Origin of the sequence: Pseudonocardia sulfidoxydans NBRC 16205 (genome assembly GCF_007989085.1) — a bacterium.
In the GTDB taxonomy this organism is placed as follows: Bacteria; Actinomycetota; Actinomycetes; order Mycobacteriales; family Pseudonocardiaceae; genus Pseudonocardia; species Pseudonocardia sulfidoxydans.
Genome location: NZ_BJVJ01000060.1, coordinates 1 through 23,703, shown reverse-complemented (window position 1 = coordinate 23,703; position 23,703 = coordinate 1). Strand labels below are relative to the sequence as shown.

General features: G+C 69.8%; 18 protein-coding genes and 2 pseudogenes. 14 read left to right on the top strand and 6 right to left on the bottom strand.

The features are described from left to right. Positions 1-46 precede the first annotated feature (46 nt). Positions 47-472, bottom strand: coding sequence for a hypothetical protein (locus tag PSU4_RS23100; RefSeq protein WP_147112297.1), 426 nt, complete (start codon positions 470-472; stop codon positions 47-49). A 344-nt stretch (positions 473-816) separates the two neighbouring features. Here PSU4_RS23100 and PSU4_RS23095 point away from each other — a divergent pair, with 344 nt between their 5' ends. The 3 genes from PSU4_RS23095 to PSU4_RS23085 all read left to right on the top strand — a co-directional run bounded on the left by PSU4_RS23095 (position 817) and on the right by PSU4_RS23085 (position 8,827). Then, positions 817-3,279, top strand: a complete 2,463-nt coding sequence (locus tag PSU4_RS23095) for a helix-turn-helix transcriptional regulator (protein WP_147112294.1) — start codon at positions 817-819, stop codon at positions 3,277-3,279. After that, complete coding sequence (locus PSU4_RS23090; protein WP_147112291.1) at positions 3,276-5,879, top strand: LuxR C-terminal-related transcriptional regulator; 2,604 nt, start codon at positions 3,276-3,278, stop codon at positions 5,877-5,879. Before PSU4_RS23095 ends, PSU4_RS23090 begins: the two co-directional genes overlap by 4 nt. Before the next feature lie 209 nt (positions 5,880-6,088). Continuing rightward, complete coding sequence (locus PSU4_RS23085; RefSeq protein WP_281290727.1) at positions 6,089-8,827, top strand: helix-turn-helix transcriptional regulator; 2,739 nt, start codon at positions 6,089-6,091, stop codon at positions 8,825-8,827. A gap of 50 nt (positions 8,828-8,877) precedes the next feature. Here PSU4_RS23085 and PSU4_RS23080 read toward each other — a convergent pair whose 3' ends face one another. Both PSU4_RS23080 and PSU4_RS32535 read right to left on the bottom strand, forming a co-directional pair. Continuing rightward, positions 8,878-9,213 carry an RraA family protein gene (locus PSU4_RS23080; RefSeq protein ID WP_246115288.1) on the bottom strand — a complete coding sequence of 112 codons (336 nt, stop codon included), beginning with the start codon at positions 9,211-9,213 and terminating at the stop codon, positions 8,878-8,880. Between the two features lie 413 nt (positions 9,214-9,626). Further along, a pseudogene (locus PSU4_RS32535) lies at positions 9,627-9,845 on the bottom strand (WhiB family transcriptional regulator); the annotation flags it as partial. Between the two features lie 464 nt (positions 9,846-10,309). On the opposite strand from PSU4_RS32535, the gene PSU4_RS23070 reads away from it, so the two are divergent. The 4 genes from PSU4_RS23070 (at position 10,310) to PSU4_RS33095 (ending at position 13,990) form a co-directional block, all read left to right on the top strand. After that, a complete protein-coding gene (locus PSU4_RS23070) occupies positions 10,310-10,999 on the top strand; it encodes a sigma-70 family RNA polymerase sigma factor (protein WP_147112283.1) in 690 nt (229 codons plus the stop codon). Positions 11,000-11,348: 349 nt separating this feature from the next. After that, positions 11,349-11,600 (top strand): hypothetical protein, encoded by a 252-nt coding sequence (locus PSU4_RS23065; RefSeq protein ID WP_147112280.1) that lies wholly within the window; start codon positions 11,349-11,351, stop codon positions 11,598-11,600. Positions 11,601-11,843: 243 nt separating this feature from the next. Then, a complete protein-coding gene (locus PSU4_RS23060) occupies positions 11,844-13,358 on the top strand; it encodes an NAD(P)/FAD-dependent oxidoreductase (RefSeq protein WP_147112276.1) in 1,515 nt (504 codons plus the stop codon). A gap of 380 nt (positions 13,359-13,738) precedes the next feature. Continuing rightward, positions 13,739-13,990 (top strand): DUF3040 domain-containing protein, encoded by a 252-nt coding sequence (locus PSU4_RS33095; protein ID WP_147112273.1) that lies wholly within the window; start codon positions 13,739-13,741, stop codon positions 13,988-13,990. Positions 13,991-14,320: 330 nt separating this feature from the next. Here the strand turns inward: PSU4_RS33095 and PSU4_RS23050 are convergent, their stop codons facing one another. After that, entirely contained in the window at positions 14,321-14,920 is a 600-nt protein-coding gene (locus PSU4_RS23050; protein WP_147112269.1) for a hypothetical protein, read from the bottom strand. A 683-nt stretch (positions 14,921-15,603) separates the two neighbouring features. Between PSU4_RS23050 and PSU4_RS33090 the strand changes: the two are divergent. Further along, positions 15,604-16,017: pseudogene (locus PSU4_RS33090) on the top strand (ATP-binding cassette domain-containing protein); the annotation flags it as partial. On the opposite strand, the gene PSU4_RS23040 reads toward PSU4_RS33090, so the two are convergent. Then, positions 15,979-16,557 (bottom strand): hypothetical protein, encoded by a 579-nt coding sequence (locus PSU4_RS23040; RefSeq protein ID WP_186817133.1) that lies wholly within the window; start codon positions 16,555-16,557, stop codon positions 15,979-15,981. The pseudogene PSU4_RS33090 and the gene PSU4_RS23040 sit on opposite strands and share 39 nt — an antisense overlap. Between PSU4_RS23040 and PSU4_RS23035 the strand changes: the two genes are divergently transcribed. From PSU4_RS23035 to PSU4_RS23025, 3 genes are all read left to right on the top strand, one after another. Next, positions 16,544-17,065, top strand: a complete 522-nt coding sequence (locus PSU4_RS23035; protein WP_186817132.1) for an ATP-binding cassette domain-containing protein — start codon at positions 16,544-16,546, stop codon at positions 17,063-17,065. The two genes, PSU4_RS23040 and PSU4_RS23035, sit on opposite strands and share 14 nt — an antisense overlap. Next, on the top strand, positions 17,062-18,111 hold the full coding sequence (locus PSU4_RS23030) for an ABC transporter permease (protein WP_147112260.1): 1,050 nt from the start codon (positions 17,062-17,064) through the stop codon (positions 18,109-18,111). Before PSU4_RS23035 ends, PSU4_RS23030 begins: the two co-directional genes overlap by 4 nt. A 294-nt stretch (positions 18,112-18,405) precedes the next feature. Further along, positions 18,406-19,569 carry a CaiB/BaiF CoA transferase family protein gene (locus PSU4_RS23025; RefSeq protein ID WP_147112258.1) on the top strand — a complete coding sequence of 388 codons (1,164 nt, stop codon included), beginning with the start codon at positions 18,406-18,408 and terminating at the stop codon, positions 19,567-19,569. Here the strand turns inward: PSU4_RS23025 and PSU4_RS23020 are convergent. Beyond that, a complete protein-coding gene (locus PSU4_RS23020) occupies positions 19,532-20,824 on the bottom strand; it encodes an MFS transporter (RefSeq protein WP_147112256.1) in 1,293 nt (430 codons plus the stop codon). The genes PSU4_RS23025 and PSU4_RS23020 overlap by 38 nt on opposite strands. A gap of 280 nt (positions 20,825-21,104) precedes the next feature. Here PSU4_RS23020 and PSU4_RS23015 point away from each other — a divergent pair, with 280 nt between their 5' ends. The 3 genes from PSU4_RS23015 (at position 21,105) to PSU4_RS23005 (ending at position 23,471) form a co-directional block, all read left to right on the top strand. Continuing rightward, a complete protein-coding gene (locus PSU4_RS23015; protein ID WP_147112253.1) occupies positions 21,105-21,359 on the top strand; it encodes a hypothetical protein in 255 nt (84 codons plus the stop codon). A 135-nt stretch (positions 21,360-21,494) separates the two neighbouring features. Next, on the top strand, positions 21,495-22,211 hold the full coding sequence (locus PSU4_RS23010) for a 2OG-Fe(II) oxygenase (protein WP_147112251.1): 717 nt from the start codon (positions 21,495-21,497) through the stop codon (positions 22,209-22,211). 348 nt (positions 22,212-22,559) lie between these two features. Continuing rightward, positions 22,560-23,471, top strand: coding sequence for a helix-turn-helix domain-containing protein (locus PSU4_RS23005; protein ID WP_147112249.1), 912 nt, complete (start codon positions 22,560-22,562; stop codon positions 23,469-23,471). Positions 23,472-23,703 lie beyond the last annotated feature (232 nt).

Here is a 23,703-nt window from a genome sequence, read left to right as displayed (position 1 = left end):
AGCCCGGGACTCCCCAGCCAGTCCAACGTTCGATGCCTGGGATGCCTCAGAGTCCCATGTCGTCGAGGATCAGCGCGGCACCGATGCCCAGCAGCCACACGTCCTTGGCGACCGCGATGCCCTCGTCGGTGGGCCGGATGCCGTCGTGCATCGCCGGAGAGCGCGCATAGAGCCCGAGCAACCCCAGCGACAATGCGCTCAGGCTCGCCCCCGCCGACCGCCCCGACACGCGCGGGATCAGAAGGGCGGCCGCGACAGCGATCTCCGTGCCTGCGAGCAGGCGCAAAAACCGTGCCGAATCGACATGGACGAGGAAGGGGTACGCCACGCAGGCAAGCTCGTGAACCTTCGCGGCGACTGCCTCGCCGCCAGCCCACTTGGCAGTCCCTGTGGTGAGTAAGAATGCGCCAGCCGACAGGCGCGTCGGCAGGTGGGCCCACCTCCAGCGCGATACACGAACCAGGCTGTCCATGGTGTGTCCCTCCTCGCGGACTCTGCCTACGACGGGCCGACAGTCGCCTGGCCACGGCAGAGCCGGTTGAGCTGCTGGCGCCAGGAGCCGACCTGCCTTGGCAGGTCGCGAGCGTCGACGGCGGCACCCTCGAATGCAAGCGGCACAGCTGCGGACGACCCTCCCGCGACCATCGCGGTTGGCTCCCCACCGAAGACAAGGAAACCGGCCGATCCGTGACACCTTGCTAGGTAGGCCACGCGGCTGCTCAACCACGTCGGAACGACGGATTTCCTTCTTCTGCGGACGGTGTAGCGTCCGAATGACGTCGTTTCGTTCCGTTTCGTGCGCCGAGGAGAAGCGCGATGACTGTGCCGGTCAGCGCGCTTGGCGGTCTGATCACCGACCTCGCCGACGGTCGCGGGCTGGCGGTCGTCGTTGCCGCCGGCACGAACCTCGACCCGTTCGCTGCCGCCGCCCGTGCAACCGCTGTGCTCGTGGTCGACGTCCCCCCGGATACCAGGCTCCAGGCGTTCGCGCTCGGCCCGCTCCTCGCCGGGCTTCGCGAGGCCGGCTTCGCGGCGCAGGTCCCGCTCATCCGTGCCACGGGGGTCCCCGCCCGTCTCCACCGTCATCTCATCCGGATGCTGCGCGACCATCTCAGCGCGCTCGACGATTACGCCGGCGTCCTGTTCCTGGTACACGACCAGGGCCGACTCGACCCGATCTCCCGCGCGTGGATCGACTCCGTCGCGGCCGGCGACGCCGAACCGTCCGTCGGGTGGATCGTGCGGGCCGGCCCGGAGTACGACCACCCACCCGACGGCGACGTCGGTGCGTTGCGCGCCAGCGTCCTGGCGCTGGATGAGAGCCAACGTCAGATCACACGGCTGCTCGCTGTATCTCAACTGGCGCTGACCCTCGCCGAGATCAGCGAACTCAGCGGCCAGGCTCGCGAGGCGTGTGAGGTCGCTGCCGGCACGTTGCGCGAGCGCGGAATCCTGGCCGTCTGCTCGGACGCCTACGTACTCAGTGACCTCGAGCTACAGGATGTCGTGGAGGCCGAGGTCCCGTCTGCGCTTCGTCGCGGCGTGCAGCGTGCGGTCCTGCGAAGGTTGCGGGGCCGGGTCGATCCCACGATGCTTGCCGAGCAGGCCTCGGTCTGCGCCCGCCCCGGCGACCCGCTGGTGATCGACATCCTGGTCGAGGCGATGGACGCCCTCGCCGAGGTTGATCCGGACGCGGCGGCGGACTACGGCGCGACCGCGGTGTCATTGTTCCCCGAGCCGGACGAGCGGCTCACCGGAATCGCGTGGCGGCTGCTGCCCCTGCTGTGGCAGACAGCACGGGTGGACGACGCCCGCGGGTTGGTGCGGAGAGTGTTCGCGGAGCGTGGCGGGGCCGAGGTCGAAGCGCAGGTACTGCTCTGGTTGGCCCGCTTCGACGGCGCACCGCGACGAGCCGTGGAGTTGACCAGTGCCGCTCTGGCGATCCCGGACGTCTCCTCGGTGATCCGGGCGCGGCTGTACAGCGTGCAGCTGCGAGCGCTGTCGACCCTCGGACGTACCGCCGACGTCGATGCTCTGCTTCCCGCCGCGCTCACCGAGGCACAGGCCGCCGGCGACGACGACGCCCTTTCCCGACTGCAGACCTGCGACGCCATCCGGCACTTCTACCGAGGCGAATTCAACCTGTCGGCCTCGCTGACCGCGCTCGCCGATGCGGCCTGGCAGCGGTCTGGCGCGCCGGCCGCCGAGTGGATGCCCGAGATGATCTGGAGCCCGCACCTGGCCATGGTCCTGGGCCGACCGGAGTCAGGGCTGCACAGGATCGACCGTCTCCTCGCCGAGCTGCAAGCGGGGTCACAACCTTTCGCGACGCGCTTCCTGCACGGCGAACGGGCTCTCACGCTGCTTGTGATGGGGCGCCTGCCGGAGGCGCAGGACGCGGCGCTCCTTGCCGCGACGGTCTCGCAGCAGCTCTGGCAGGTACCGGACGGAGCCGACGACCGGCTGCAGGCCATCGCATTGTCGGTGCGGCTCAAGGTCGCCCTCCACCAGGGCGACTCGGGCGTGCTCGGCGAGCTGCGCACCATCCTGGACAAGACCGATCCTGAGCCGGATTCCGAAGCAGCGCAACGCGTCGGCTGGTGGAAGTTCCTGCTGGACGACGCGGCCGGCGAGACTGGGAAGGTGCAGCGCAGCGTCGATCCCGCGACGCTGGCCATGGTGCCCTGGCTCGACCCGGCTGACGAGATCCTCATCGGCCGCGCACTGCTGACGCACGAACATCACCGGCCTGCCCGCGACCTCCTCGAACGGGCCATTGCGCGGATCGAATGCAGCGGTACACACCCGTTGGCTGTCACGATCGCCGCCCACCTGCGAGGCCTGGCAGAACGCGATGCCGCCGCGCTCGACCAGGCACGCCGGGGGTGGCAGGACTTGGGGCGGCCGCTGATCGAGGCGGCCGCGTTGTCCGACTTCGGAGCGATTTTGCTCGAGGCCGGTGACCGCGGGGGCGTGCATGCCATGGAGCAGGCACATACCCAACTCATGCAGCGAGATGCCAGTCGCGACGCGTGGCGCATTCGCTGGTTCCTGCGGGTTCACGGCCATGTCCTCGAGCCCGAGGCGCCGGGCTCGTTGGCCCTGACTCCGACGGAACGCCGGGTGGTCGACCGTGTGGGCCGTGGCGGCTCCGTCCGGCGGATCGCCGAGGACCTGGGGCTGTCCCCGCACACGGTGACCACACATCTGCGGCACGTCTATGCCAAGTTGGGGATCAGCTCACGCTCCGAGCTGGCGGAGTGGGTGCGTACCCGATGAGCGAGAAATCCTCGGCGTCGTCATCGCGAGCCGCTCTGCTGGTTCTGGGTCGAGAAGACGCGCTGGAGGCAATCGACCATGCGATGGTTGAGCTGGCCGCTGGTCGCGGGGGTGTGCTGGTGCTGGAGGGACCGGCGGGTTCGGGCCGGACCGTCCTGCTGACCGTGGTCAGCGAGTGTGCGGCCGAGGCCAACGTCCCCCTGATCGAGGCGGGGGAGGGCCGCCCTTTGTCGCTCTACCGGCTGGCCCGGCTCCGCCGATGTGGCGGAGCGGCAGACGAGTCCCGACCGCATCCGGCGGTCGTCGTCATCGTAGATGACATCGACATGTGCGACTCCGCCACGAGGTCGGCAGGCGAGCTTGCACCGCCCTTGCTCGGTGACACCGCGTTGCTTTGGGTTATCGCGGGAACCCCCGGGGCGGTCGTCCCGCAGAGACATCCCGGCGGGCGGCGGGTTCGTCTCGGTGAGCTGTCGACGCAGGCGGCTGAGATGCTGGTACGGCAGTGCACTGGACGGGACGAGGTGGACGACGTTCTGCGCGAGGCACTCGGCACGGTCCCGCTGTTCCCGCGACACATCCTCGAGACGGCACGTCGAGCCACCGGGTCGGCAAGCAACGTCGGCTGGCCCCGGTGCTTGTTGACGGGGCTGGGGGAGGACTCACGCCGAATCCTTACAGCCGGGGCGGCCCTGGGAACCAGGTTCTCCCTCGAGGACCTCGGTGCGGTCCTCGATCGTCCGGTCGCGGGCCTTGTCGAGCCGCTCCTCGCCGCGATCGGCTCTGGTCTGTTGCGCAGCCACGGCGACGACCTCATCTTCAGTCACCGTTTGGTCCGTGATCTCTTCGCAACCGGCCCCGGCGATGCCCTCGTCGCGCGGGCCCTGACCACTCTCGCGCAGAACAACGACGCCGACCGGCTCGTGGCGGCGCTGCGCGATCAGGGCATCCCCGACCTCGCGCTGGAAGACTTGCGCGAGCTGTCGAAGGCCGCGGCGTCTCGAGACCTGCGGTTGGCCGCCGACTTGGCACGCCAGGAAGCAGCCGAGCGCGCCGCCGACACCGGACCCGACGACGAGCCGGGCAGACAGGACGCCGCCGCCAGGATCATCTCCTACGCAGTGCAGGCCGGCGATCCCGATGCGGCTCGAACTGCGGCTGACACTCTCAGCATCGAGCATCCGCCCATGGTCGGGTTTGCCCTGGCCGAGGTGTTCCTCGCCTCGGACTCAGTGGCAGCGTTGACGGTGGCAGAGCGTGCCGAAAACCTTGCGACGACAGACCTGGAACGCGCTCGGCTCGCCGCGGTTCGGCTCGCATGTCACGCCTACGCCGACGCCTGCCGACCGGGTGAGATTCAACAAGCCGCTGAGCTCGCCGAGCGATCGGGAGACGCACGCGCCTGCGCGCTGGTCGGTCTCGCCCGGGCACTCGACGCCAGCGCCTCCGGCGATCTCGTCGAAGCACTCCGGCATGCTGCACTGGCCAGCGAGGTCCCCGATGGCGACAGTCACGGACCCGAATGGTGGATCGCTGGGATCTTCCGGGCGAAACTGCTCTCCGACCTCGGCCGTCTCGACGAAGCGACCCAGCTCTTGGACTCTATGGCCCGGTTGGCCGAGCGTCGCAGCCAGATCGGCGCAATCCCGAACCTGCTCATGGTCCGGGCGACTTGCGAGACCGAAGCAGGCAATCTGAGCAGCGCGGCAACCACCCTGCGTGCAGCGCGCCATCTCGCCCACGCGATCGGCCGGCCGTCGCTGGTGGAGACGAACACGGTGAACTTCCTCGTCCGCATCGCCCACCTGCGCGGCGATACCCACAGCCTCGCCGAGCTCCGCCCGATCCTCGAAGAGCGGCTTACCGGCGACGCCGGGCGTAGCACCACCGCAGCCATCGGACTGTTGTTCGCCGTAGACGTCACCTCCGACGCCGAGGTCGCTGAGTGGGCTCAACTTTCCGAGAAGCTTGACGGCCCTCGCCGCTACGCCATCGCACGTGGTCTCACCGACGAAATCCCCCGGCTGCGTGTCCTGCTCCGTCACGGTCTGCACCGGCATGCCGCCCGGCTGTGCCGTCTACTCACCACCCTCGCGGCCACGAGCGACGCGGCGCTACCCCAGGCTGCAGCCCAGCACGCAGAAGCGGTCATGCGAGGCGATGTCGAGACGCTACGCGATGCCCGAAACGCTTACCGCGAACTCGGCCGCCCGATGCTCGCGGCCCAGGCATCCGAAGATCTCGCTGAGGCCTCCGCCGAGCACGCTGAGCGCGCCGCAGCACTCCGCGAAGCCCGAGCGCTGTGGCTCGCGTGCGGCGCGCATCGCGAGACGGCTCGGATCGACAAACGACTGCGCTCCTCGGGCCTACGGCCACCGCGTGCCACCAAGCCGCGGATGGGCCTCGGGCTGACGGTGAGCGAGGAGCGAGTCGTTCGTGAGGTCGTGGCAGGACGGACCAACAACGCTACGGCCGAAGCACTGTTTCTGTCCCCCAGAACCGTCGCGGTCCACCTCCGGCGGATCTACGCCAAGACCGGCGTACGCAACCGGGCCGAGCTCATAGACCTTGTCCGAAAGCGGTCGACCGACGCCGACTAGCGCGATATGCGTACTACGCACGACGGCCAGGGGATGCGTACTGGCCCGACACCTGAGGTGATGTGTAGCGGTGCCTGCGCTCGTAACGTCGCGCTATGCCCGCACTCCTGCCTCGCTCGCTGCCGTCGGACCCTCTCCGTCTTCGCGGTGATCACCGAGCCGGACACGGCTGGAACCGCACCTCGGGGCCGAGGGCTACGGGGTCATGGTTGCGTGGCCGGCACAACGAGTGCGACGTGCTGGATCGGCTGCTGTCCGACGTTCGCGCGGGGCAGAGCCGCGCCTTGGGCGTCCGGGGCGAGGCAGGAATCGGTAAAACAAGTTTGCTGGACTATCTCGCAGCGCGGGCGACCGAGTGCAGGGTCATCCGTGCGGCGGGTGTCGAGTCCGAGATGGACTTCGCCTTCGCCGGCCTGCACCAGCTCTGCGCCCCTTTCCTCGACCGCCTCGATCGGCTGCCCGCCCCACAGCGTGATGCAATGAGTGCCGCGTTCGGACTCCGGCACAGCGATGCCCCCGACCTCTTCCTCGTCGGCCTGGCCCTGCTGAGCTTGCTGTCTGACATCGCCGAGGACGAACCCCTGATCTGCCTGGTCGACGACGCCCAATGGCTCGACCAGGCTTCCGCGCAAGCACTCGCTTTTGTCTCCCGGCGGCTGCTCGCGGAATCGGTCGGCCTGGTGTTCGCGACCAGGTCGGAATCCGCCGCCGAACAGATGACGCCGCACCTGTCGGAGCTACACCTCACCGGGCTGGGTGATGCCGACGCCCGCGCGTTGCTGCAGGGTGCCCTGCGAAGTCCCCTCGACGCGCCGGTCTTCGCCGAGATCCTCGCTGAGGCGCGCGGCAATCCCCTTGCGCTGCTTGAGCTGCCTCGCAGCCGCACCCCGACCGAGCTCACCTTCGGCTTCGCAGGGGCCGGCGCGGTGCCGCTGGCCGGCCGCATGGAGCAAGGATTTCTCCGGCAACTCCAGCCGTTGCCCGCTGCCACCCGGCGGCTCCTGCTCATCGCCGCCGTCGAACCCGTCGGCGACGTGACGGTGCTGTGGCAAGCGGCCCAACACCTCGGGATACCGCCGGGAGCAGCTGCTCCCGCCGAAGCCGCGGAGCTGATCGAACTCGGTACCCGTGTTCGCTTCCGGCACCCCCTGCTGCGATCGGCTGTCTGCCGCGCCGCCGACGTCCGCGACCTGCGTGAGGTACACGGCGCACTCGCCCACGTCGTCACCCTCGACCCTGACCGCCGAGCCTGGCACCGTGGGCAGGCGTGCGCCGGACCCGACGAGAACGTCGCCGGCGAACTTGAACGATCCGCAGACCGAGCCCACACACGTGGCGGCTTCGCAGCCGCGGGCGCGTTCCTGCAGCGCTCCGCCGAGCTCACCCCGGAACCGTCACGACGCGGGGCACGCCTGCTCGCGGCCGCACAGGCCCGGCTCCACGCCGGCGAGTTCGACGCGACAGCGCGCCTACTCGGCACCTGCGAGTCCGAGCGGCCCGACGATCTCCAGGGTGCCAGGATCGACCTCCTGCGCGCCCAGCTCGCCTTCGCCTCAAGCCACAGCAGCGAAGCAGCACCGCTCCTGCTCGCCGCGGCGAGGCGACTCGAGCCACTCGACGTCGCGCTGGCCCGCGAGACCTATCTCGACGCCTTCAACGCTGCCATGTTCGCCGGGCGCCTCACCCGCGGCGTCGGCCTGCAAGAGATCGCCCGCGCCGCGCGGCGTGCCCCCACGCCACCCAACCCCCAGCACAGCGACCTACTCCTGGAAGGCCTGTCGGCTCTGTTCACCGACGGCTATGCCGCAGCAACACCGATCGGGCACCGAGTACTGCAGGCCTTCCGCAACCAGGACGCCACGAGGAGCGGCACACGCTGGCTCTGGCTCGCCTCGATCACCGCGGCAGACCTCTGGGACGACGAGAGCTGGCACGACCTGTCCAGCCGCCACCTCACGACTGCCCGCGAGACCGGCGCACTCAGCGAGCTTCCGCTAGCCCTGCACTCCCGCATCGTCGTCCAGCTCTTCGCCGGGGAGCTGACCACCGCCGCCCACCTCCTCGAAGAGTCGAAAGCAGTGGCCGAAGCGACCGGCGGAGACATCGCGCCCTACGGGGCCCTCGCCCTGGCCGCGTGGCAGGGCCGCGAGGACCACGCCCGGGCACTGACCGCCACAGCCATGGACGAGATCGTCTTTCGTGGTGAGGGGATCGGGATCACCGTCGCACAATGGACCAGCGCGCTGCTGTTCAACGGTCTCGGCAGGTACGACGACGCCGTGACCGCTGCCCAGCAAGCCGCTGAGAATCCGCAAGAGTTGGGCGCGGCGAACTGGGGCCTCACCGAGTTGGTCGAAGCCGCCTCCCGGAGCGGCAGACGCGACCTCGCCGTCGCCGCCCTCGAGCGGCTCTCTCAGATGACCAAGGCCAGCAACACCGGTTGGGCGCTCGGCGTGGAGGCACGCTCCCGTGCGCTGGTGACCGATGGTGCCGCCGCGGAGCCCCTCTATCGGGAAGCGATCAGTCATCTGCGCCCCACCCGGGTCAAGGCCGAACTCGCCCGCGCCCACCTGCTCTACGGGGAATGGCTGCGCCGCGAAGGGCGACGGATCGACGCACGCGAGCATCTACGTGCCGCCCACGACATGTTCGTCGCGTTCGGGGCGGGAGCGTTCTCCGAACGCGCCCGGCGCGAACTGCACGCCACGGGCGAGACAGCCCGCCGACGGGTTCCCGAGACCGAGGGAGACCTCACCGACCAGGAACTGCAGATCGCTCGACTCGCTGCCCAACGACACACCAACCCCGAGATCGGGGCCCAGCTGTTCCTCAGCCCTCGCACCGTCGAATGGCACCTCCGCAAGGTCTTCACCAAGCTCGGCGTCAGCTCCCGTAGGGAACTCGTGAGAGCACTGCCCAGCTCGGTGGTCGCAGCGCGATCGCTCTGAGAATGGACCCCGCGGACGCGTGTTCTCGCGCCTCGACCCCCAGCCCCGGGTCAATCCTCGACCGGGTCCGCATACCCCCTGCTGCGCGTCTCCTCATCACCCCCGCGCTGGAGCAGGCGGACGTCGTCTTCTTCGATCGCCCGTGCCTCAGCCAGCACATGGTCCAGGCTGCCCGACGGGATGATCACAGCCCCAGCGGCGTCCACGAAAGCGAAGTCTCCGGGGTTCACACACTCCCCGCCGACCTCGACCGCCACGTTGGCTGCGAACGGCATCACGCAATCGCCGCCCCAGCGGATGGCCTCACCTCCACACCACGTGGCGAACTCGAACCGTGAGAGCTCAGCGAAATCCCGCACACGCCCATCGGTGAGCAGACCCGCCATCTCTCGGCATACCCGCCAGAGGACAGCACGAGGACCGCACCCGGCCCCACGCCCTTCACAGCGTGCTCGAGCAGCTGAGCGAAGCCCAGATCCGACTCGGGAAGGTCGTCTCGCACAGGCATGAACGCCATGGTGACAACTGGACCGAACAACACCCGGGCGGTGTGGGACTGACCAGTGTGCTACAGCCAACCAGTGGGCCGAGGTGCGCACGATGCCGGTGCATTCGCCCCATCGCATCGACCAATGACGCCGACCGCAGACCGGTGACCGGACTGTGTCGCCTACGCCCCACGTCGTGCGACCCTGCCCGCGCCGCCGCACCCACTACGGGGCCTTCGGCCCACTGTGTGGCGCACAGAGACCCGCACCTCGCCGGCCGCACCCATGACCGGGTCCAGCGCCCTCACCTCCCGATGCGCGACTCGCCGCTCGTCCTCGCTCAGGCCGCCCCACACTCCTGCGCGTTCCCTTTCCACGAACGCCCAGGTCCGGCACTGGAGAAGGACCGGGCACCGCGCACACACGGCCTTCGCCTCGGCCAGTTGTGCCTGGCCGGGTCCGGCCGGACCGGGTGGAAAGAAGAGGTCCGGGTCCACCTCGCGGCACGCCGCTCGAAAACGCCAGTCCATCGTCGATCCCTTCGCCAGCTTCGGATGAGCCCTTCGTGCCGTGCGACACCAGATCGGGATGACGAGGTCCAGTCGCTACGGCGGCGACAACCACATTCGCCGCGATACGCGACGGATCGCGCCAGGGACTGTCCCCGGTCCACGGTTTGGCGTCCACCCGGGAACTGCCCGCCCGAGTGACGCCCCTCATCTGGCCAGCTCAGAAGGCGGCCGCACCCAGACCGACGGTCCTCGCGTCTAGGAAAAGCCCGGGTCCTCGTCCCCTCGCGGTCTGTCACCGGGCAGCCCAGGGCCCTGGCTCCATCTCTCACCGGCGCCGCTGTCGCATGAGCCCAGGCACGTTCCCTGGCGCGAGCGGGCCACATACTCGTCGACGGTGAACGGGTCCGACGATTCGCGACCGCCGGACCCGATGCCCGCTGCATCCCGCCGATGCAAATTCCCACGAAGGAAACGCGATCCACATGCTTACCCCCACCGTGGAAGCCGCCCCGGACGCCGACTCACCGCATGACACCGGCAGAGACTTCGAGGAGATTCGACGCCGGCTGTTCGGCATCGCCTACAAGATGCTCGGGCGGCCCACCGACGCCGAGGATGTCGTGCAGGACGTCTGGCTCCGCTGGCAGGGCATCGACCGTACGCGGGTACGCGACCAGGTCGCATATCTAGTCACCATCACGACCCGGCTCGCCCTCAACGCAGCCACCTCGGCCCACGCCCGTCGCGAGATCAGTACGGGCGGGTCATTGCCGGAACCGAACGCCGCCACGGCCGACCCCCTGGCGCAGCTCGAGCGCCACGAGTCCCTCGAATCCGCCGTCGAACTCCTGGTCGAACGACTCTCGCCGGTCGAACGTGCCGTGTACGTGCTCCGCGAAGCGTTCGACTACCCGTTCCGTGAGATCGCCTCCATCCTCGCGACCAGCGAGGCGAACGCCCGCCAACTCGCCCGCCGCGCCCGCATGCACATGGCGGGACAACGTTTACAGCCGGTTACCCCGTCCGACAGAGATGAACTGCTCGCAGCGTTCGTCCGAGCATCCCGGGCGGGCGAGATGGCTTCCCTCCTCACCGTGCTGACCTGTGGGCCCACAGCTGGCCCGCAAGCGCACCTCGGCTCACGTCGATGTCTTGCCCAGGTCGCATCGTGAGCGGGGACGGGCCGGGACCGACGCCTATCCAGCCGCCGCCCCGCTACCCAGCGAGCGGATTCACTCACCGACACCGCGCCATCTTGCGGGCCATCGACACGGGCAGGGCGGAGGTGTTGTGGGGGTGTGTCCCCACCCTTCTCATCGACGGCCTGTTCTGCGACCAGACCGCGGCTAACGACCTCTTCCGTGCTCGGCTGATCTGCGGCGAGCCAGCGCCTGCTGGTCACCGTGGCATCGCCAAGATCAACCACGAAGCGGGCGCGCCTTACGGGATTGGCCCACAGCCCGCCGGCGAGCAACTGACCGACCACACGACTACCGCCCGCGCCTCTCACGGAGAGCAGCGATGAACGCAACGCCACTCGAGCTCGTCGACTGCCCAGCCTGCGGCGCCCCCGCCGAGGTCGTCGACCGCTTCACACTCAGCAGTACCGACGGCCCCGTCGAGCACGTGAAAGTCAGATGCGTGCTCCGTCACCACTTCACGATGCTCGCAGAGCCCCGGCGGACACCGCAGCCCGACGGCGAGGCTGCAGACCGCATCGACCCGAGCCAGGCTCCCGGGACGGGGACCGCACAGTCGCGCCCCGAGACCTGATCCTCCACGAGACGCTGACCGGAGGTGGGAAGTCGCCCCCGTCAGCTCGGCCCGCCGGAACATCCCAGCGTCAGAGTCAGCGTCCTCCGTCGTCACAACACGCTGCGCTGGTTTGTCCTTGCTAAGCGAACGGTCCACTCGGATCGCCCGGCCTTTACCAACACTGCGTGCGGCGGCCGTGGGGGCCAGCAGACCGGCGCGGTGCCGACCCCATCGGACAGACGAGTCGAAAGATCACGGAAAATGGACTGCACACGACGATTCCCACGAAGATCGAGTAGTAGCCGTACCGAGAGGCTGCCGCGCATCGTCGTCGTGGGAGCAGGGTTCTCCGGGCACACTGCAGCCAAGGGACTGCTGCGCCGACTCCGAGGGCGTGCACGGATCACAGTGATCGATCAGCAGGATCACTTCCTGTACCTCCCGTTGCTGCCCGAGGTCGCCGTCGGAACCCTCGAACCGAGGCGGATCGCGGTGCCACTGGCCGACTCGCTGCGCGGCGCAGACATCCGCTTGGGGTCTGTCGACCAGATCGACATCGACGAACGAAGCATCGCCTGGGTCGACCCGGACGGCGGTCGAGGACAGGTTCAGTACGACCGGCTCGTGCTTGCGGCTGGCAGTACCCACAAACTGCTCCCGATCCCGGGCGTCGCCGAGTACGCCCACGGATTCCGTAGCCTCCCCGAGGCCATCTACCTGCGAGACCACCTCGTCCGCCAGGTCGAACTCGCATCCGCGTCGATGGACCCGGCCGAACAGCGTGCACGACTCACCTTTGTCACCGTCGGCGCGGGGTACACCGGCACCGAAGTCGCGGCACAGGGCGCCACACTCACCTCGCTTCTCGCCGAGAGCCGACCAACACTGCGAAATATTCCCGTCCGCTGGTTGCTGCTCGACCTCGCCCCGCGTGTCCTGCCCGAACTCGATCAGGCCCTCTCCCGCACAGCCACACGGGTTCTGCGTCAGCGCGGAGTCGAAATCCATACCGAGCAGTCGCTTACCGAGGCTATGCCGGGGAAGGTGCGGCTCAGCACCGGCGAGGAGGTCGCCGCTCACACCCTGATCTGGTGCGTCGGCGTACGACCCGACCCACTCGTCGCCGAGTTGGGTCTGCCGACAGACAAGGGACGCCTCATCGTTGGTCCTGACCTCGGTGTGCCCGGCCACCCGGAAATCATTGCCTGCGGAGATGCCGCAGCGGTGCCGGACCACACCCGCGGCGGAGCGCCGACCGCGATGACCGCCCAGCACGCGACCCGCCAGGGCAGACTCGCCGCCCGCAACATCGCAGCCTCGTTCGGGTACGGCCGCAGCAGCACCTACAGACACCACGACCTCGGATTCGTGGTCGAACTGGGTGGCGCAGACGCAGCTGCCAACCCCCTCGGAGTCCCGCTCTCCGGGTTCCCCGCGGCGATCATCACGCGCAGCTACCACCTGCTTTCGATGCCCGGCAACCGACTGCGCGTAGCGACGGACTGGGTGCTGGACGCCACCGTCGGTCGACAGGCGACCCAATTCGGCATCGTCCGAGGCGAGCACGTACCGCTGGAGGCTACGCGGCCGGCGCCACCAAACGAGAACGCCGACCCGGTGACCAACCCCGCCCAGCCCTCCAAAAGGTCGATACGTCGGTGCGACAGCAGTTCACACGAAACCCCGAGGAAACCGGATTCGAGTGGACCCGTCGAGGGTGTCCCGCGACTGCGATTCTTGCGCGGGCGGCGCGCGGTACAAGCCGGTCGGCCCTAATCCTTTCCCGGCCAAGGCGGCCTGGCGGAATCAGACAGAATCAAGCGGCAACGGAGAACCAACATGGGTCATCTATCGGAAGAATTTTCCCCGTGGGACCTCCATGGGCGCCCTGAAATCGCAGCCGGCGCCGCACGTCGACTACTCGAGACGATCCGACTGCGAGGCCTGGGCGGCACCGGACCTGTCGAGGAACGCGTGATGCTGGGGCTGGCGCGACTGCTCGACGCCGTCGCGTTCTCCCTGCGCCGGGGAGACCGGGTGCACACCGGAGTGATATCCGCCGCCATGGAGACATCCCGTGACTTGCTCCACCATTTAGCGGAGATTCCGCCATCCGCGCGCCACCACCTGCCGGCTGTCCCTGAACGTCCCGACCGATGAACCGCGATGAGGAACGAGTTCTGTGGAACATCGGGCGGCGACTCGAACACGATGATCCGACGCTCGCAGAGCTACTCGGGTGGGCGCCAAAAGATGCTCGATTCCTAATCCCCCGGCCCTGGGTAGCCAACTCGCTTGCATGGACACTGCTCATGATCGGACTTCTCCTCGGGGACAGTCTGATTGTTGTCACGGGTGCGCTCGGAGCTGTGGTTGCGCTGGTCGCCATCTATACGGAGCAGGTGTAACAAGGTCTCTCAGGCGCAACTGTTCTCTGCATATCAGTCGACAGAACCTCATGGGTCTCCCACGATCGGCCGGCCCCACACCGGCTGCCCAGGTGGGCGGCCAGACCGCGGGCCGCGACGGCCGCAGCTTCGGCGACGTCGGCCTGATCGATCCGGGTCGACCCAACTGCAGTGCGGGACGCGCGCTCGAGGTCGGCGACGAACTCGGCAACCGTCCCCGGCCGCGGGCCCGGGCCCCGCCGCTCCTGCTGCCAGACGAGGTGGTGTCTAATGGCGATCACGTGAGACCTTGCGAGAACATGCAGCCAGGCGAGCCGGTGCCGCGTCACGTCAGGTTCGATCACCGCAATTGCGTAGCCAGAGTACGGCCGGCAGCAGGTCTTCGCGCGACGTCGTCCTCAGACGTTGGTCGAGGTTGCTGAGGGCGATGTGAGCTGCGGGAAGGGTGATCGACAGTCGTGTGGCGATCTCGGAGATCGTCGGCTCGGCCCCGTCTGTTCCCTCAAGGAGGATGTCGAGTAGTGCCGTCTCCTCCGGGGCGAGCTCGGGAGTGTGGACCTGGTAGCGATCGGCGACCCAGCGTTGCGCCACGGGCGCCAATTGGGCGAGGTAGACGTCGCTACGCGCATCGTCGGCGTCCTCTCGGTCCGGTCCGTCCACGTGCTCGGCGCCGAGATCTACGTTGATGGTGAGCCAGTCGTCGCCGTGTCCTGCGTTGTTGTAGGCGGCCTCCATGTCGATGCACCGGTCTCGCCAACGGTTGGCGGCCTCGGAGGTCCATCCGTGGTCAGCGGCTCCGCGTGTCTTGAGCAGGAAGTCCTCGATCGCGTTCTTGGTCAACCTCAGCTCAACGACTGCGGTGCGGCTTCGTCCGTCGAGGAGTCCGGTGAGGGAGTCGTCGAGTGCTTCAGGCTCGTTGAGGAACCACACTGTGCGGTGGCTGCGGGGTCCTCGCCTCGGGCGAACGCCGCGGCGATCGAGGCCTCGCGTTCGGCTCGACGTCGCGAGTCGTCGATGGGCCCGTGCTTGCGGGCCAGCGTCGCCCGCGACTCGACACTGAGCAATTGCTCGCGGGCGAGCATCGCCATTCCGGCGTAGGCCCCAGCCGAGTTCGCCGCCGGCGAGAATGGCGGCCACGTCCGGTGCTCCTGCATAGGGCAGGCCGAGGACGAGGAGGCTGACCGGGGCGTTTTCGTGCGACCCCGTCTCCGGCCGGAGGATCGCGGCGTCGGATCGAGGGTATCGACGTCGCAGGAACCAGGGAACAGCGAGAACGAGCCCGGGCCGTGGGCACGGTAGCTCGTCGGCGTCGCGGACAGTGTCTCGTTGAGGCGATGCCCAGTAGCACTCGCGGCCGTGGAACAGTCCGGGCCCGATCGCGGCTTCGGCGAGGGCCCGGAGAGCCTCGTCTTCGCGGGATGGCATGGAGGACGCGCCGAGGGGCGTGTCCGGGCGGTCGTCTGTGAGGCGTCGGGGTGGCCGGAGTTCGAGATGATCGCAGTAGGCCACTGGGCGGGGTGTGCCCATCCATTCCACGCGGACCTTGACGTGCCAGCCGTCGAGCACGATCGCCATCGACGGCCGCGCGCCGCTCGTTCGGCGCCACCCGGGCGCTGCGCTCGGTCTCGTTCGAGATCGAGCGCGGGTCGATCCACGCGCTTCTGGGTGGCAACGGCTCCGGAAAGTCCACCATGATCAAGATCATGGCCGGCTTCCACCGGGCCGACCCCGGCGGGACGATCACCGTCGGCGAGCGCACGCTGGCGGCGGACGCGACGTCCGCCGACGCTGCCCGGGCCTCGGGCCTGCGCTTCGTGCACCAGACGCCCGCGGTGTTCGACACGATGACCATCGCTGAGAACATCGCGATGGACGGCGGGTTCCCGACGACGGGGCCCGGGATCAACTGGTCGCGGCTGCGCAGGCGCACCCGGGCCCTCCTGGAGCGCTTCGAGATCCCGGGCGGCCCGGACACCGAGCTCGGGACCCTACGGCCCGCCGAACAGACCATGGTCGCCGTCGCCCGCGCGCTGCAGGACGTCGACGCGTCGAGCCACTGCGTCCTCGTGCTTGACGAGCCGACGGCGTCGCTGCCGCCGCACGAGGCGAGCCTGCTGCTGGGTGCCCTGCGCTCGCTCGCCTCGTCCGGCCAGGCGATCCTGCTGGTCAGCCACCGGATCGACGAGGTGCTGGCGATCGCGGACGCCGTGACGGTGCTGCGCGACGGCGAGCTCGTCGTCTCGCGGCCCGGCGCAGGGCTGACCGAGGCCCAGCTCGTCGAGTACATCGTCGGGCGACCCGTCGAGACCGTCTACGCGGAGCCGGCGGCGACCATCACCGGCGAGACGGTGCTCGAGCTGCGCGGCGTGACCGGTGGTCCGCTCCGCGGCGTCGACCTGCATGTGCGCAAGGGCGAGATCGTCGGGGTCGCCGGCCTGCTCGGCTCGGGTCGTACCGAGCTGCTCAGGATGGTCTTCGGCGCGGACCCGGTCGAGAGCGGCACGCTCCGGCTGGGCGGCGCGGAGTTCGCCGCGCGCATCGCCGTCGGAGGCCATGGCGGCCGGCATCGCCTACGTCCCCGAGGACCGCGAGCACGAGGGGATGCTGGTCGACCACTCGGTGCAGGAGAACATCTCGCTGGCCTCCCTGCGCTCCGACCGGCGCCGGCTGCGGATCAGCTCGCGCCGGGAGCGGAGCGACACCGCCCACGCGATCGAGCGGTTCTCGATCCGCGCCCCGGGGCCCGACGCGCTGATGTCCTCGCTGTCGGGCGGCAACCAACAGAAGGTCGTCGTGGCCCGCTGGCTCCAGCGGGAACCGCGGCTGCTGCTGCTCGACGAGCCGACCCAGGGCGTCGACGTGGGCGCCCGCGCCGAGATCCACCGCGCCGTGCGCGACGGGGTCGAGGCGGGTCTCGCCGTGCTCCTCGTGTCGTCGGACATGGAGGAGCTCGCGCTGGCGTGCGACCGCGTTCTCGTGCTGTGCGGCGGCCGCATCGTCGGCGAGGTCGGCGCCGTCGAGCTGACCAAGGACCGGCTGACCGAACTCGTCTACCTTGCAGAGGAAGCGTCATGACGACTCCCGGCTCGCAGGTCCGTGAGCGCCCGAACCCCGTGGACGGGGGGAATCGACCGTCACGCGCCCGCCCGCGTCCGAGCCTGCTCGATCTCGGCGAGCGTTTCGGCCTCGTCGTCATCCTTGTGCTCGAGATCGTGTTCTTCGTGGTGATGGAGCCCGAGACGTTCGGCACGGTGGCCAATGTTCGGATCGTCACGACGTCGATCAGCGTGCTGGCCGTGCTGGCGATGGGCCTGATGCTCCCGCTGCTCGGCGGCCGGTTCGACGTCTCCACGGGCGCGATCCTGTGCGTCAGCTCGGTCGCGACAGCCTCGGCGATGAGCCGCTACGGACTGCCGTTGGGCGCGGCGATCGTCGTCGGGCTGGTCCTGGGCTGCGCCATCGGGGCGGTCAACGGGCTGGTGGTCGCCTACCTGGGCGTCAACTCGATCATCGCGACGATCGGCACTGGGACCGTGCTCATCGGGCTCGTCCAGGCCTATACCGAGGGCCTCCCGATCCAGAACGGCCTGTCGCCGTGGCTCGTCGAGCTCGGGAACCAGAACCTGCTGGGCGTGCCGACGCTGTTCCTCATCGCCGTCGTGGTGTGCTTCGCGTCCTGGTACCTGATCACCCAGACGCCGTGGGGTCGGTTCCTCACGGCCACGGGGTCGAACCTCAACGCCGCGCGGCTGAACGGAATCCCGGCGCGGCGCATCGTCTTCCAGAGCTTCGTCGTCTCGGGCCTGCTCGCGGGCATCGGCGGCATCATGCAGATCGCCGCCCAGGGCAGCGGCGACCCGTCGATCGGCGGGATCCCGTTCATCCTGCCCGCGCTCGCCGCCGTCTTCCTGGGGGCGACGACGCTGCGCCCGGGGCGCTACAACGTCGGGGGGACGGTGCTCGCGCTGATCTTCATCGCAACGACGATCAGCGGCCTCATCCTCGTCGGGCTCAAGCCCTGGGTGACCGACGTGTTCAACGGGGCGGCGGTCGTCGTTGCGATCGCCATCTCCGCGCAGGTGCGCCGGCGGCGCACGGGCTCGATGGGCGTCGGCGGATAACCGCGGAGCTGCGGTCTCGAGGGAGGTGGAACGGAACCCGTCGAGACTTGCGCCGGTCGTGAGCATCTCACTCCAGGACAACGTGTTCAGAATCCACATTCGACACGAGGGACGACTGCGCTTCCCCGCCCCGCCGGCGGACATCCGGCGATGAGACGGCGGGCGCCAGGTGACGGCCTTCCCCGTGATCACAGGCGTTGCTGATCGGCTCCCGCGCGCGACCCGGGGCCCGACCGGAGATCCTGGAGGCGTGAGGCCCGCGGGAGCGGGACGTCGACGAACCAGGGAGGGCGCATGGGCGCGCCGTTGGACGGCATCACCGTGGTGGCGCTGGAGCAGGCCATCGCGGCACCGTTGTGCACCCGGCATCTCGCCGACCTGGGTGCCCGGGTGATCAAGATCGAGAACCCCGGTGTCGGTGACGCGGCGCGGCACTACGACGGTGTCGTGCGCGGCATGTCGGCGCATTTCACGTGGCTCAACCACGGCAAGGAGTCCGCGGAGCTCGACGTGCGCGACGACGTCGACGGTGCGGTGTTCGAGGCGCTGCTGGGGCGGGCGGACGTCCTGGTCAGCAACCTCGCCCCGGGCGCGCTGGGCAGGCTGGGGTTCGCGCCCGACGATCTCGTGGAGCGTTTCCCGCGGCTGGTCGTCGTCGACATCTCCGGGTACGGCACGGGCGGCCCGCTCGACCACAAACGGGCCTACGACCTGCTGATCCAGTCCGAGGGCGGCGCGTGTGCGATCACCGGCCTGCCCGGGCAGCCGGTAAAGCCGGGCGTTCCGGTCGCCGACATCGGCACCGCTCTCTACGCCTACTCCGCGGTGCTGGGCGCGCTCTACGACCGGGAGCGGACGGGGCGGGGGACGGTCGTGCGCGTCGCGATGCTCGACGTCCTCGCCGAGATGATGGGTTTCGCGCTCAACACCGTCGTGCACGGTGGCGAGCTGGTGCCGGTCGGCCTGGGTTCGCCGACGGTCGCGCCCTATGGCGCCTACCCGACGCGCGACGGCGCCACCGTCGTGCTCGGCACCACGAACGACCGGGAGTGGCGACGGCTGACCGAGGACCTGCTGGGGCGGCCGGACCTCGCGACCGATCCGCGGTTCGCGCGCAACGAGGACAGGGTGGGCCTGCGCGACGAGCTCGACGCGATCGTGCGCGAGTGGTGCTCCCGCCACGACATCGACGACGTCCAGCGCCGCGCGGACGACGCGGGCATCGGCAACGCCCGGCTCAACGACGTGCACGACCTGGCGGCGCACCCGCAGCTGGCGGAGCGGGGCCGCTGGCGGGAGGTGGGTTCGCCGGTCGGGCCGCTGCCCGCGCTGGTCCCGCCCGCGATGGGGGCGGGCTGGCCACGTCGCGACGGCCGGGTGCCCGCCCTCGGCGAGCACACCGAGGCGATCCGGGAAGAGGTCAGGCAGGCACCGGGTGGTGGTGCGCGTCGTCCATGATCTCGTGGCTGTGCGACCAGCCGTGCCCGGCCGCGGTGTCGTCGTGGGTGTGCAGGACGGGTCGGGTGAGCCGCCGCGGCCAGACGGCCAGGGCGACGGCGACGCCGACGACCCCGAGCCCGAGCAACACCGCCCAGGTGACGACGAACCCGGCCGCGGTGCCGAGGCGCCCCGTGAGCGGGTAGGTGAGCAGCCAGCAGGCGTGCGACAACGAGAACTGCGCCGCGAAGACGGCGGGCCGGTCGTCGAGACGGCCCGCGCGGCGCAGCACCCGGCCGACCGGCATCAGCGTCAGACCGTTGCCCAGCCCGATGCCCGCCCACACGACGCAGGCCAGGCCCCACGACGCCCCGACGGCCAGCGCGATCGATCCGGCGACGGAGACCAGCGCGATCACCGAGCCTGCGAGCATGACGGTGCGTTCGTGGGCGACGCGCAGCAGCCGAGGTGAGGCGACGGCGGCGGTCGCGGTGCCGGCACCGGCGGCGGCGAGCAGCAGCGCGACGTCGGACTCCGACCCGGCCAGCAGGTCGCGGACCACGTTGACGGTGGAGACGAGCGTGATGGCTCCGGTCGCCGCGATGACGAGGTCGAACGCGAGCACGGCGCGCAGCGCGGGCACGGTGCCGAACGCCCGCATCCCCGAGGCCAGCCGGTCGCGGAACCGGTCACGGGAGCTGCGGCGCGCAGCCGGCACGGCCGTCGTCGCGACGAGGACCGCCGATACGGCGAACCCGATCCCGGTGCCGACGAACAGGTCGTGAAATGTGAGGACGGTGAGCGCCGCCGCGGCGAGCAGCGGGCTCAGAATCGTCTCGGCCGCCGACGCGAACTGCGACGCCGACAATGCGCGGGTGTAGTCGGACTCGTCGGGAAGGACGTCGGGGAGAACGGACTGGAATGTCGGCGTGAATGCGGCTGACGCCGACTGCAGTACCGCGATGAGCGCGTACACCTGCCATACCTGGGTGACGAACGGCAGCGCGAGGACGACGAGCCCACGCACCACGTCGGCACCCACCATGACGACGCGGCGCGGCACCCGGTCGGCCCACGCGCCCACGACCGGCGACACCGTGACGTAGGCGATCATCTTGACCGCCAACGCCGTTCCCAGCACGACACCGGCGTTCGTGCCGGCGAGGTCGTAGGCGAGCAGGCCGAGGGCCACTGTCGCCAGACCGGTGCCGACGAGCGCCACGAGCTGTGCGGCGAACAGCTTCACGTAGACCCGGTCGTGCAGCAGTGCGCGCATGTCGTCCTGTCGGGGGTGCCATTGTCGTCGCGGCGCACTGTATTCGCGGAATCGAATTGCGTCGACGGCGTACGTGCCACCGTTTTGCAGCAAGGAAATGGCGGCAGGTGACCATTTCGGGTGTCGGTGGGTGGGAGTCGACCCGCCGTGCAGGTCGGGGGTTTGCCCCCTCGGGAACGGGGGCGCACTCGATCGAAACCGGGCCCGCCGGGCGGCAGAGTTCTCCTCAGCACGGCACGACCCCCACAGCGCGACACCCCACAACGAGAAGAGGCCCGAAATGTTCAAGTCCTCCTGCCACTCCGGTTCCAAGTACAGCGGCCACGACAAGTCCTGGAACGACGACTACGGCAAGGGCTGCCACGACTACGACAAGAAGTACGACGACTGCTGGGACGACAAGTACAGCCACTGCGACGACAAGCGTTACGACGACTGCTGGGACGAGAAGTCCTACGAGGACAAGTGCCACACCGAGCACAAGTCGCACTGTGACGACAGCTGGGGCCACAGCAGCAGCTACAGCCACCACTGATCCGCTCTCTCCTCGGACGCCCCGGGACCGCGACGGTCCCGGGGCGTCCCCCTGCGTGCCGTGTCCGAATCCCGCCAGCGAAGGCTGCCGGAGGGGAGCACCGTGGAGGCAGGAAGAGATCGAAAGGACACGACGATGACCACCGTCTTCACGAGCGAGACGGTCGCGGCGCAGGACTGGCCGGCGCTGGCCGCCGAGCTCGACGAGCACGGTCACGCGCTCACCGGACCCCTGCTCACGCCCGAGGCCTGCCGGGCGGTCGCCGCGCTCTACGACGACGCGGACCGGTTCCGCACCACGGTGAACATGGCGCGGCACCGGTTCGGGTCGGGGGAGTACCGGTACTTCACTCACGACCTGCCCGAGGTCGTCGCCCAGCTGCGTGCGGCGTTCTATCCGCGGCTGCTGCCGATCGCGCGGGACTGGGCCGAACGCCTCGGCACACCCGCGCCGTGGCCCGACGACCTCGTCGAGTGGATCGCCCGCTGCCACGCGGCGGGCCAGGACCGGTCGGCGCAGATCCTGCTGCGCTACGGCGCCGGCGACTGGAACGCCCTGCACCGCGACGTCTTCGGCGACATGCTGTTCCCGCTGCAGGTCGTGGTGATGCTCGACGAGCCGGGCGTCGACTTCACGGGTGGCGAGTTCCTGATGGTCGAGCAGCGCCCGCGCGCCCAGTCCCGCGGATCGTCGACGACGGTGCCGCAGGGTCACGGACTGATCTTCACGACGCGCGACCGGCCCGTCGCCTCCAGCCGGGGCTGGTCGAAGGGCCCGATGAAGCACGGCGTCAGCACCGTGCGGTCGGGCAGCCGGCACACCCTCGGGCTCGTCTTCCACGACGCCGCCTGACGTGCCCGCCGCTGGACCGCCCGAGCACGGCTGAGGGTGCGCCCGGGAGGTCGCGCGCAACCTCACGGTCGTCCCGGGCCCGGATCGCAGCGCTGAGGTTGCGCGCGACCGGCGGCACGGGAGCTCCCCGCGGTCGGGCATGCGCTGCGCTCCCTGAAGGGGATCGTGCACGGGTCGCGCAGTTCCGTGCACACCACGACATGCCTGGCGGGGTTGCGTCGGGTGACCCTGCCGGGATGTCGTCGCGGGGCCGGCCGGGCGGTTCGGCGAGTGGAACGCTCGTCTTCCGGATCCGCACGTGCGCGCCTAGCGTGCGAGTGTCGACGACGCGGCGGACCTGGCGGTGACATGAGCATCGGGACGGCCGGGGGCGCAGCTCCGGCGTACGTGGACGACGACGCCTTGGACGCGATCTCGGTGAGCCACCTGCCGTGGTCGCTGGACCTGGGGGACGACCGGGCGCCGACGTCGGCGCGGTGGGACCTGGGCGAGCCGTGGGTCGTGGGCTGCCGGATCGGGCGGATGACGGGGCGGCGCGGCCGGGCGGAGCTGCGCGACACGCCGGGGGAGTACGTGGCGGTGCTCCTCGTGCACCACGGCACGGAGTACCTGCGCCAGGAAGGCCGCACGGCCGAGGTCACGGCGGGTGGCGCGGCGTTGTGGGACGGGGTGCGGCCCGTCGAGTGCTTCACGGCGTCACGGCTGGACAAGCACACGATGTTCGTCCCGCGGGCCCTGCTGGCCGCGGCTGTCCCGGATCTCGACGCGGCGCTGGTCCGGGCCATCCCGGACTCGGCGGACCTGCGGCTGCTGCACGCGTGGCTGCAGACCGCGACCGGGCACGAGGACCTGGAGCCCGACACGGCTCAGCGGGCGGGCCGGATGGCGCTCGACCTGCTCAACGCCTCGCTGGCCCGGGCCCGTGACGGCAGCAGCGGCACGCACGCGGTGCTGTTGCTGCAGGTCAAGTCGTTCCTCGACGCCAATCTGTCCGACCCGACGCTGACGCTGGACACGGTCGCGAAGGCCAACGCCGTGTCGCTGCGCTACCTGCACCTGCTGTTCCAGGGCTCGGGGGAGACGGCACGGGAGTATCTGCGGCGCCGCCGGCTCGAGCGGGCCCGTCAGCTGTTGACGGGCGCCGACCTGTCGGTCACCGAGGTCGCGGGCCGGTGCGGGTTCGACAGCCCGTCGTCGTTCAGCCGGGCCTACCGCGCGCACTTCGGCATGACCCCGCGCGAGGCCCGCCGGGAGGACTGACCGGGGCGTGCACTCCCTGTCAAGTTCCGTGCTCTCGGCAGCATGTCCCGTCGCGTCGTGCGGGGCAGCCTCGTCCCCGAGCGTTTCCCGACGACGCGAAGGCGGGACATGACCACCACACAGAGCGTTTCAGGCACGACGACAGACGACGGACCGCTGTTCGAACCGGGCCGCATCGGCTCGATGACGCTGCGCAACCGGTTCGTGCAGGCGCCGATCTTCACGCAGTTTG

Coding starts and splice junctions, on each gene's coding strand:
- PSU4_RS23090 (WP_147112291.1), top strand. CDS start 3,276: ATGAGCGAGAAATCCTCGGCGTCGTCATCGCGAGCCGCTCTGCTGGTT.
- PSU4_RS23005 (WP_147112249.1), top strand. CDS start 22,560: ATGAGCATCGGGACGGCCGGGGGCGCAGCTCCGGCGTACGTGGACGAC.
- PSU4_RS23080 (WP_246115288.1), bottom strand. CDS start 9,213: ATGGCGGGTCTGCTCACCGATGGGCGTGTGCGGGATTTCGCTGAGCTC.
- PSU4_RS23095 (WP_147112294.1), top strand. CDS start 817: ATGACTGTGCCGGTCAGCGCGCTTGGCGGTCTGATCACCGACCTCGCC.
- PSU4_RS23070 (WP_147112283.1), top strand. CDS start 10,310: ATGCTTACCCCCACCGTGGAAGCCGCCCCGGACGCCGACTCACCGCAT.
- PSU4_RS23030 (WP_147112260.1), top strand. CDS start 17,062: ATGACGACTCCCGGCTCGCAGGTCCGTGAGCGCCCGAACCCCGTGGAC.
- PSU4_RS23025 (WP_147112258.1), top strand. CDS start 18,406: ATGGGCGCGCCGTTGGACGGCATCACCGTGGTGGCGCTGGAGCAGGCC.
- PSU4_RS23065 (WP_147112280.1), top strand. CDS start 11,349: ATGAACGCAACGCCACTCGAGCTCGTCGACTGCCCAGCCTGCGGCGCC.
- PSU4_RS23020 (WP_147112256.1), bottom strand. CDS start 20,824: ATGCGCGCACTGCTGCACGACCGGGTCTACGTGAAGCTGTTCGCCGCA.
- PSU4_RS23015 (WP_147112253.1), top strand. CDS start 21,105: ATGTTCAAGTCCTCCTGCCACTCCGGTTCCAAGTACAGCGGCCACGAC.
- PSU4_RS23010 (WP_147112251.1), top strand. CDS start 21,495: ATGACCACCGTCTTCACGAGCGAGACGGTCGCGGCGCAGGACTGGCCG.
- PSU4_RS23060 (WP_147112276.1), top strand. CDS start 11,844: ATGGACTGCACACGACGATTCCCACGAAGATCGAGTAGTAGCCGTACC.
- PSU4_RS23035 (WP_186817132.1), top strand. CDS start 16,544: ATGGCGGCCGGCATCGCCTACGTCCCCGAGGACCGCGAGCACGAGGGG.
- PSU4_RS23040 (WP_186817133.1), bottom strand. CDS start 16,557: ATGCCGGCCGCCATGGCCTCCGACGGCGATGCGCGCGGCGAACTCCGC.
- PSU4_RS23100 (WP_147112297.1), bottom strand. CDS start 472: ATGGACAGCCTGGTTCGTGTATCGCGCTGGAGGTGGGCCCACCTGCCG.
- PSU4_RS33095 (WP_147112273.1), top strand. CDS start 13,739: ATGAACCGCGATGAGGAACGAGTTCTGTGGAACATCGGGCGGCGACTC.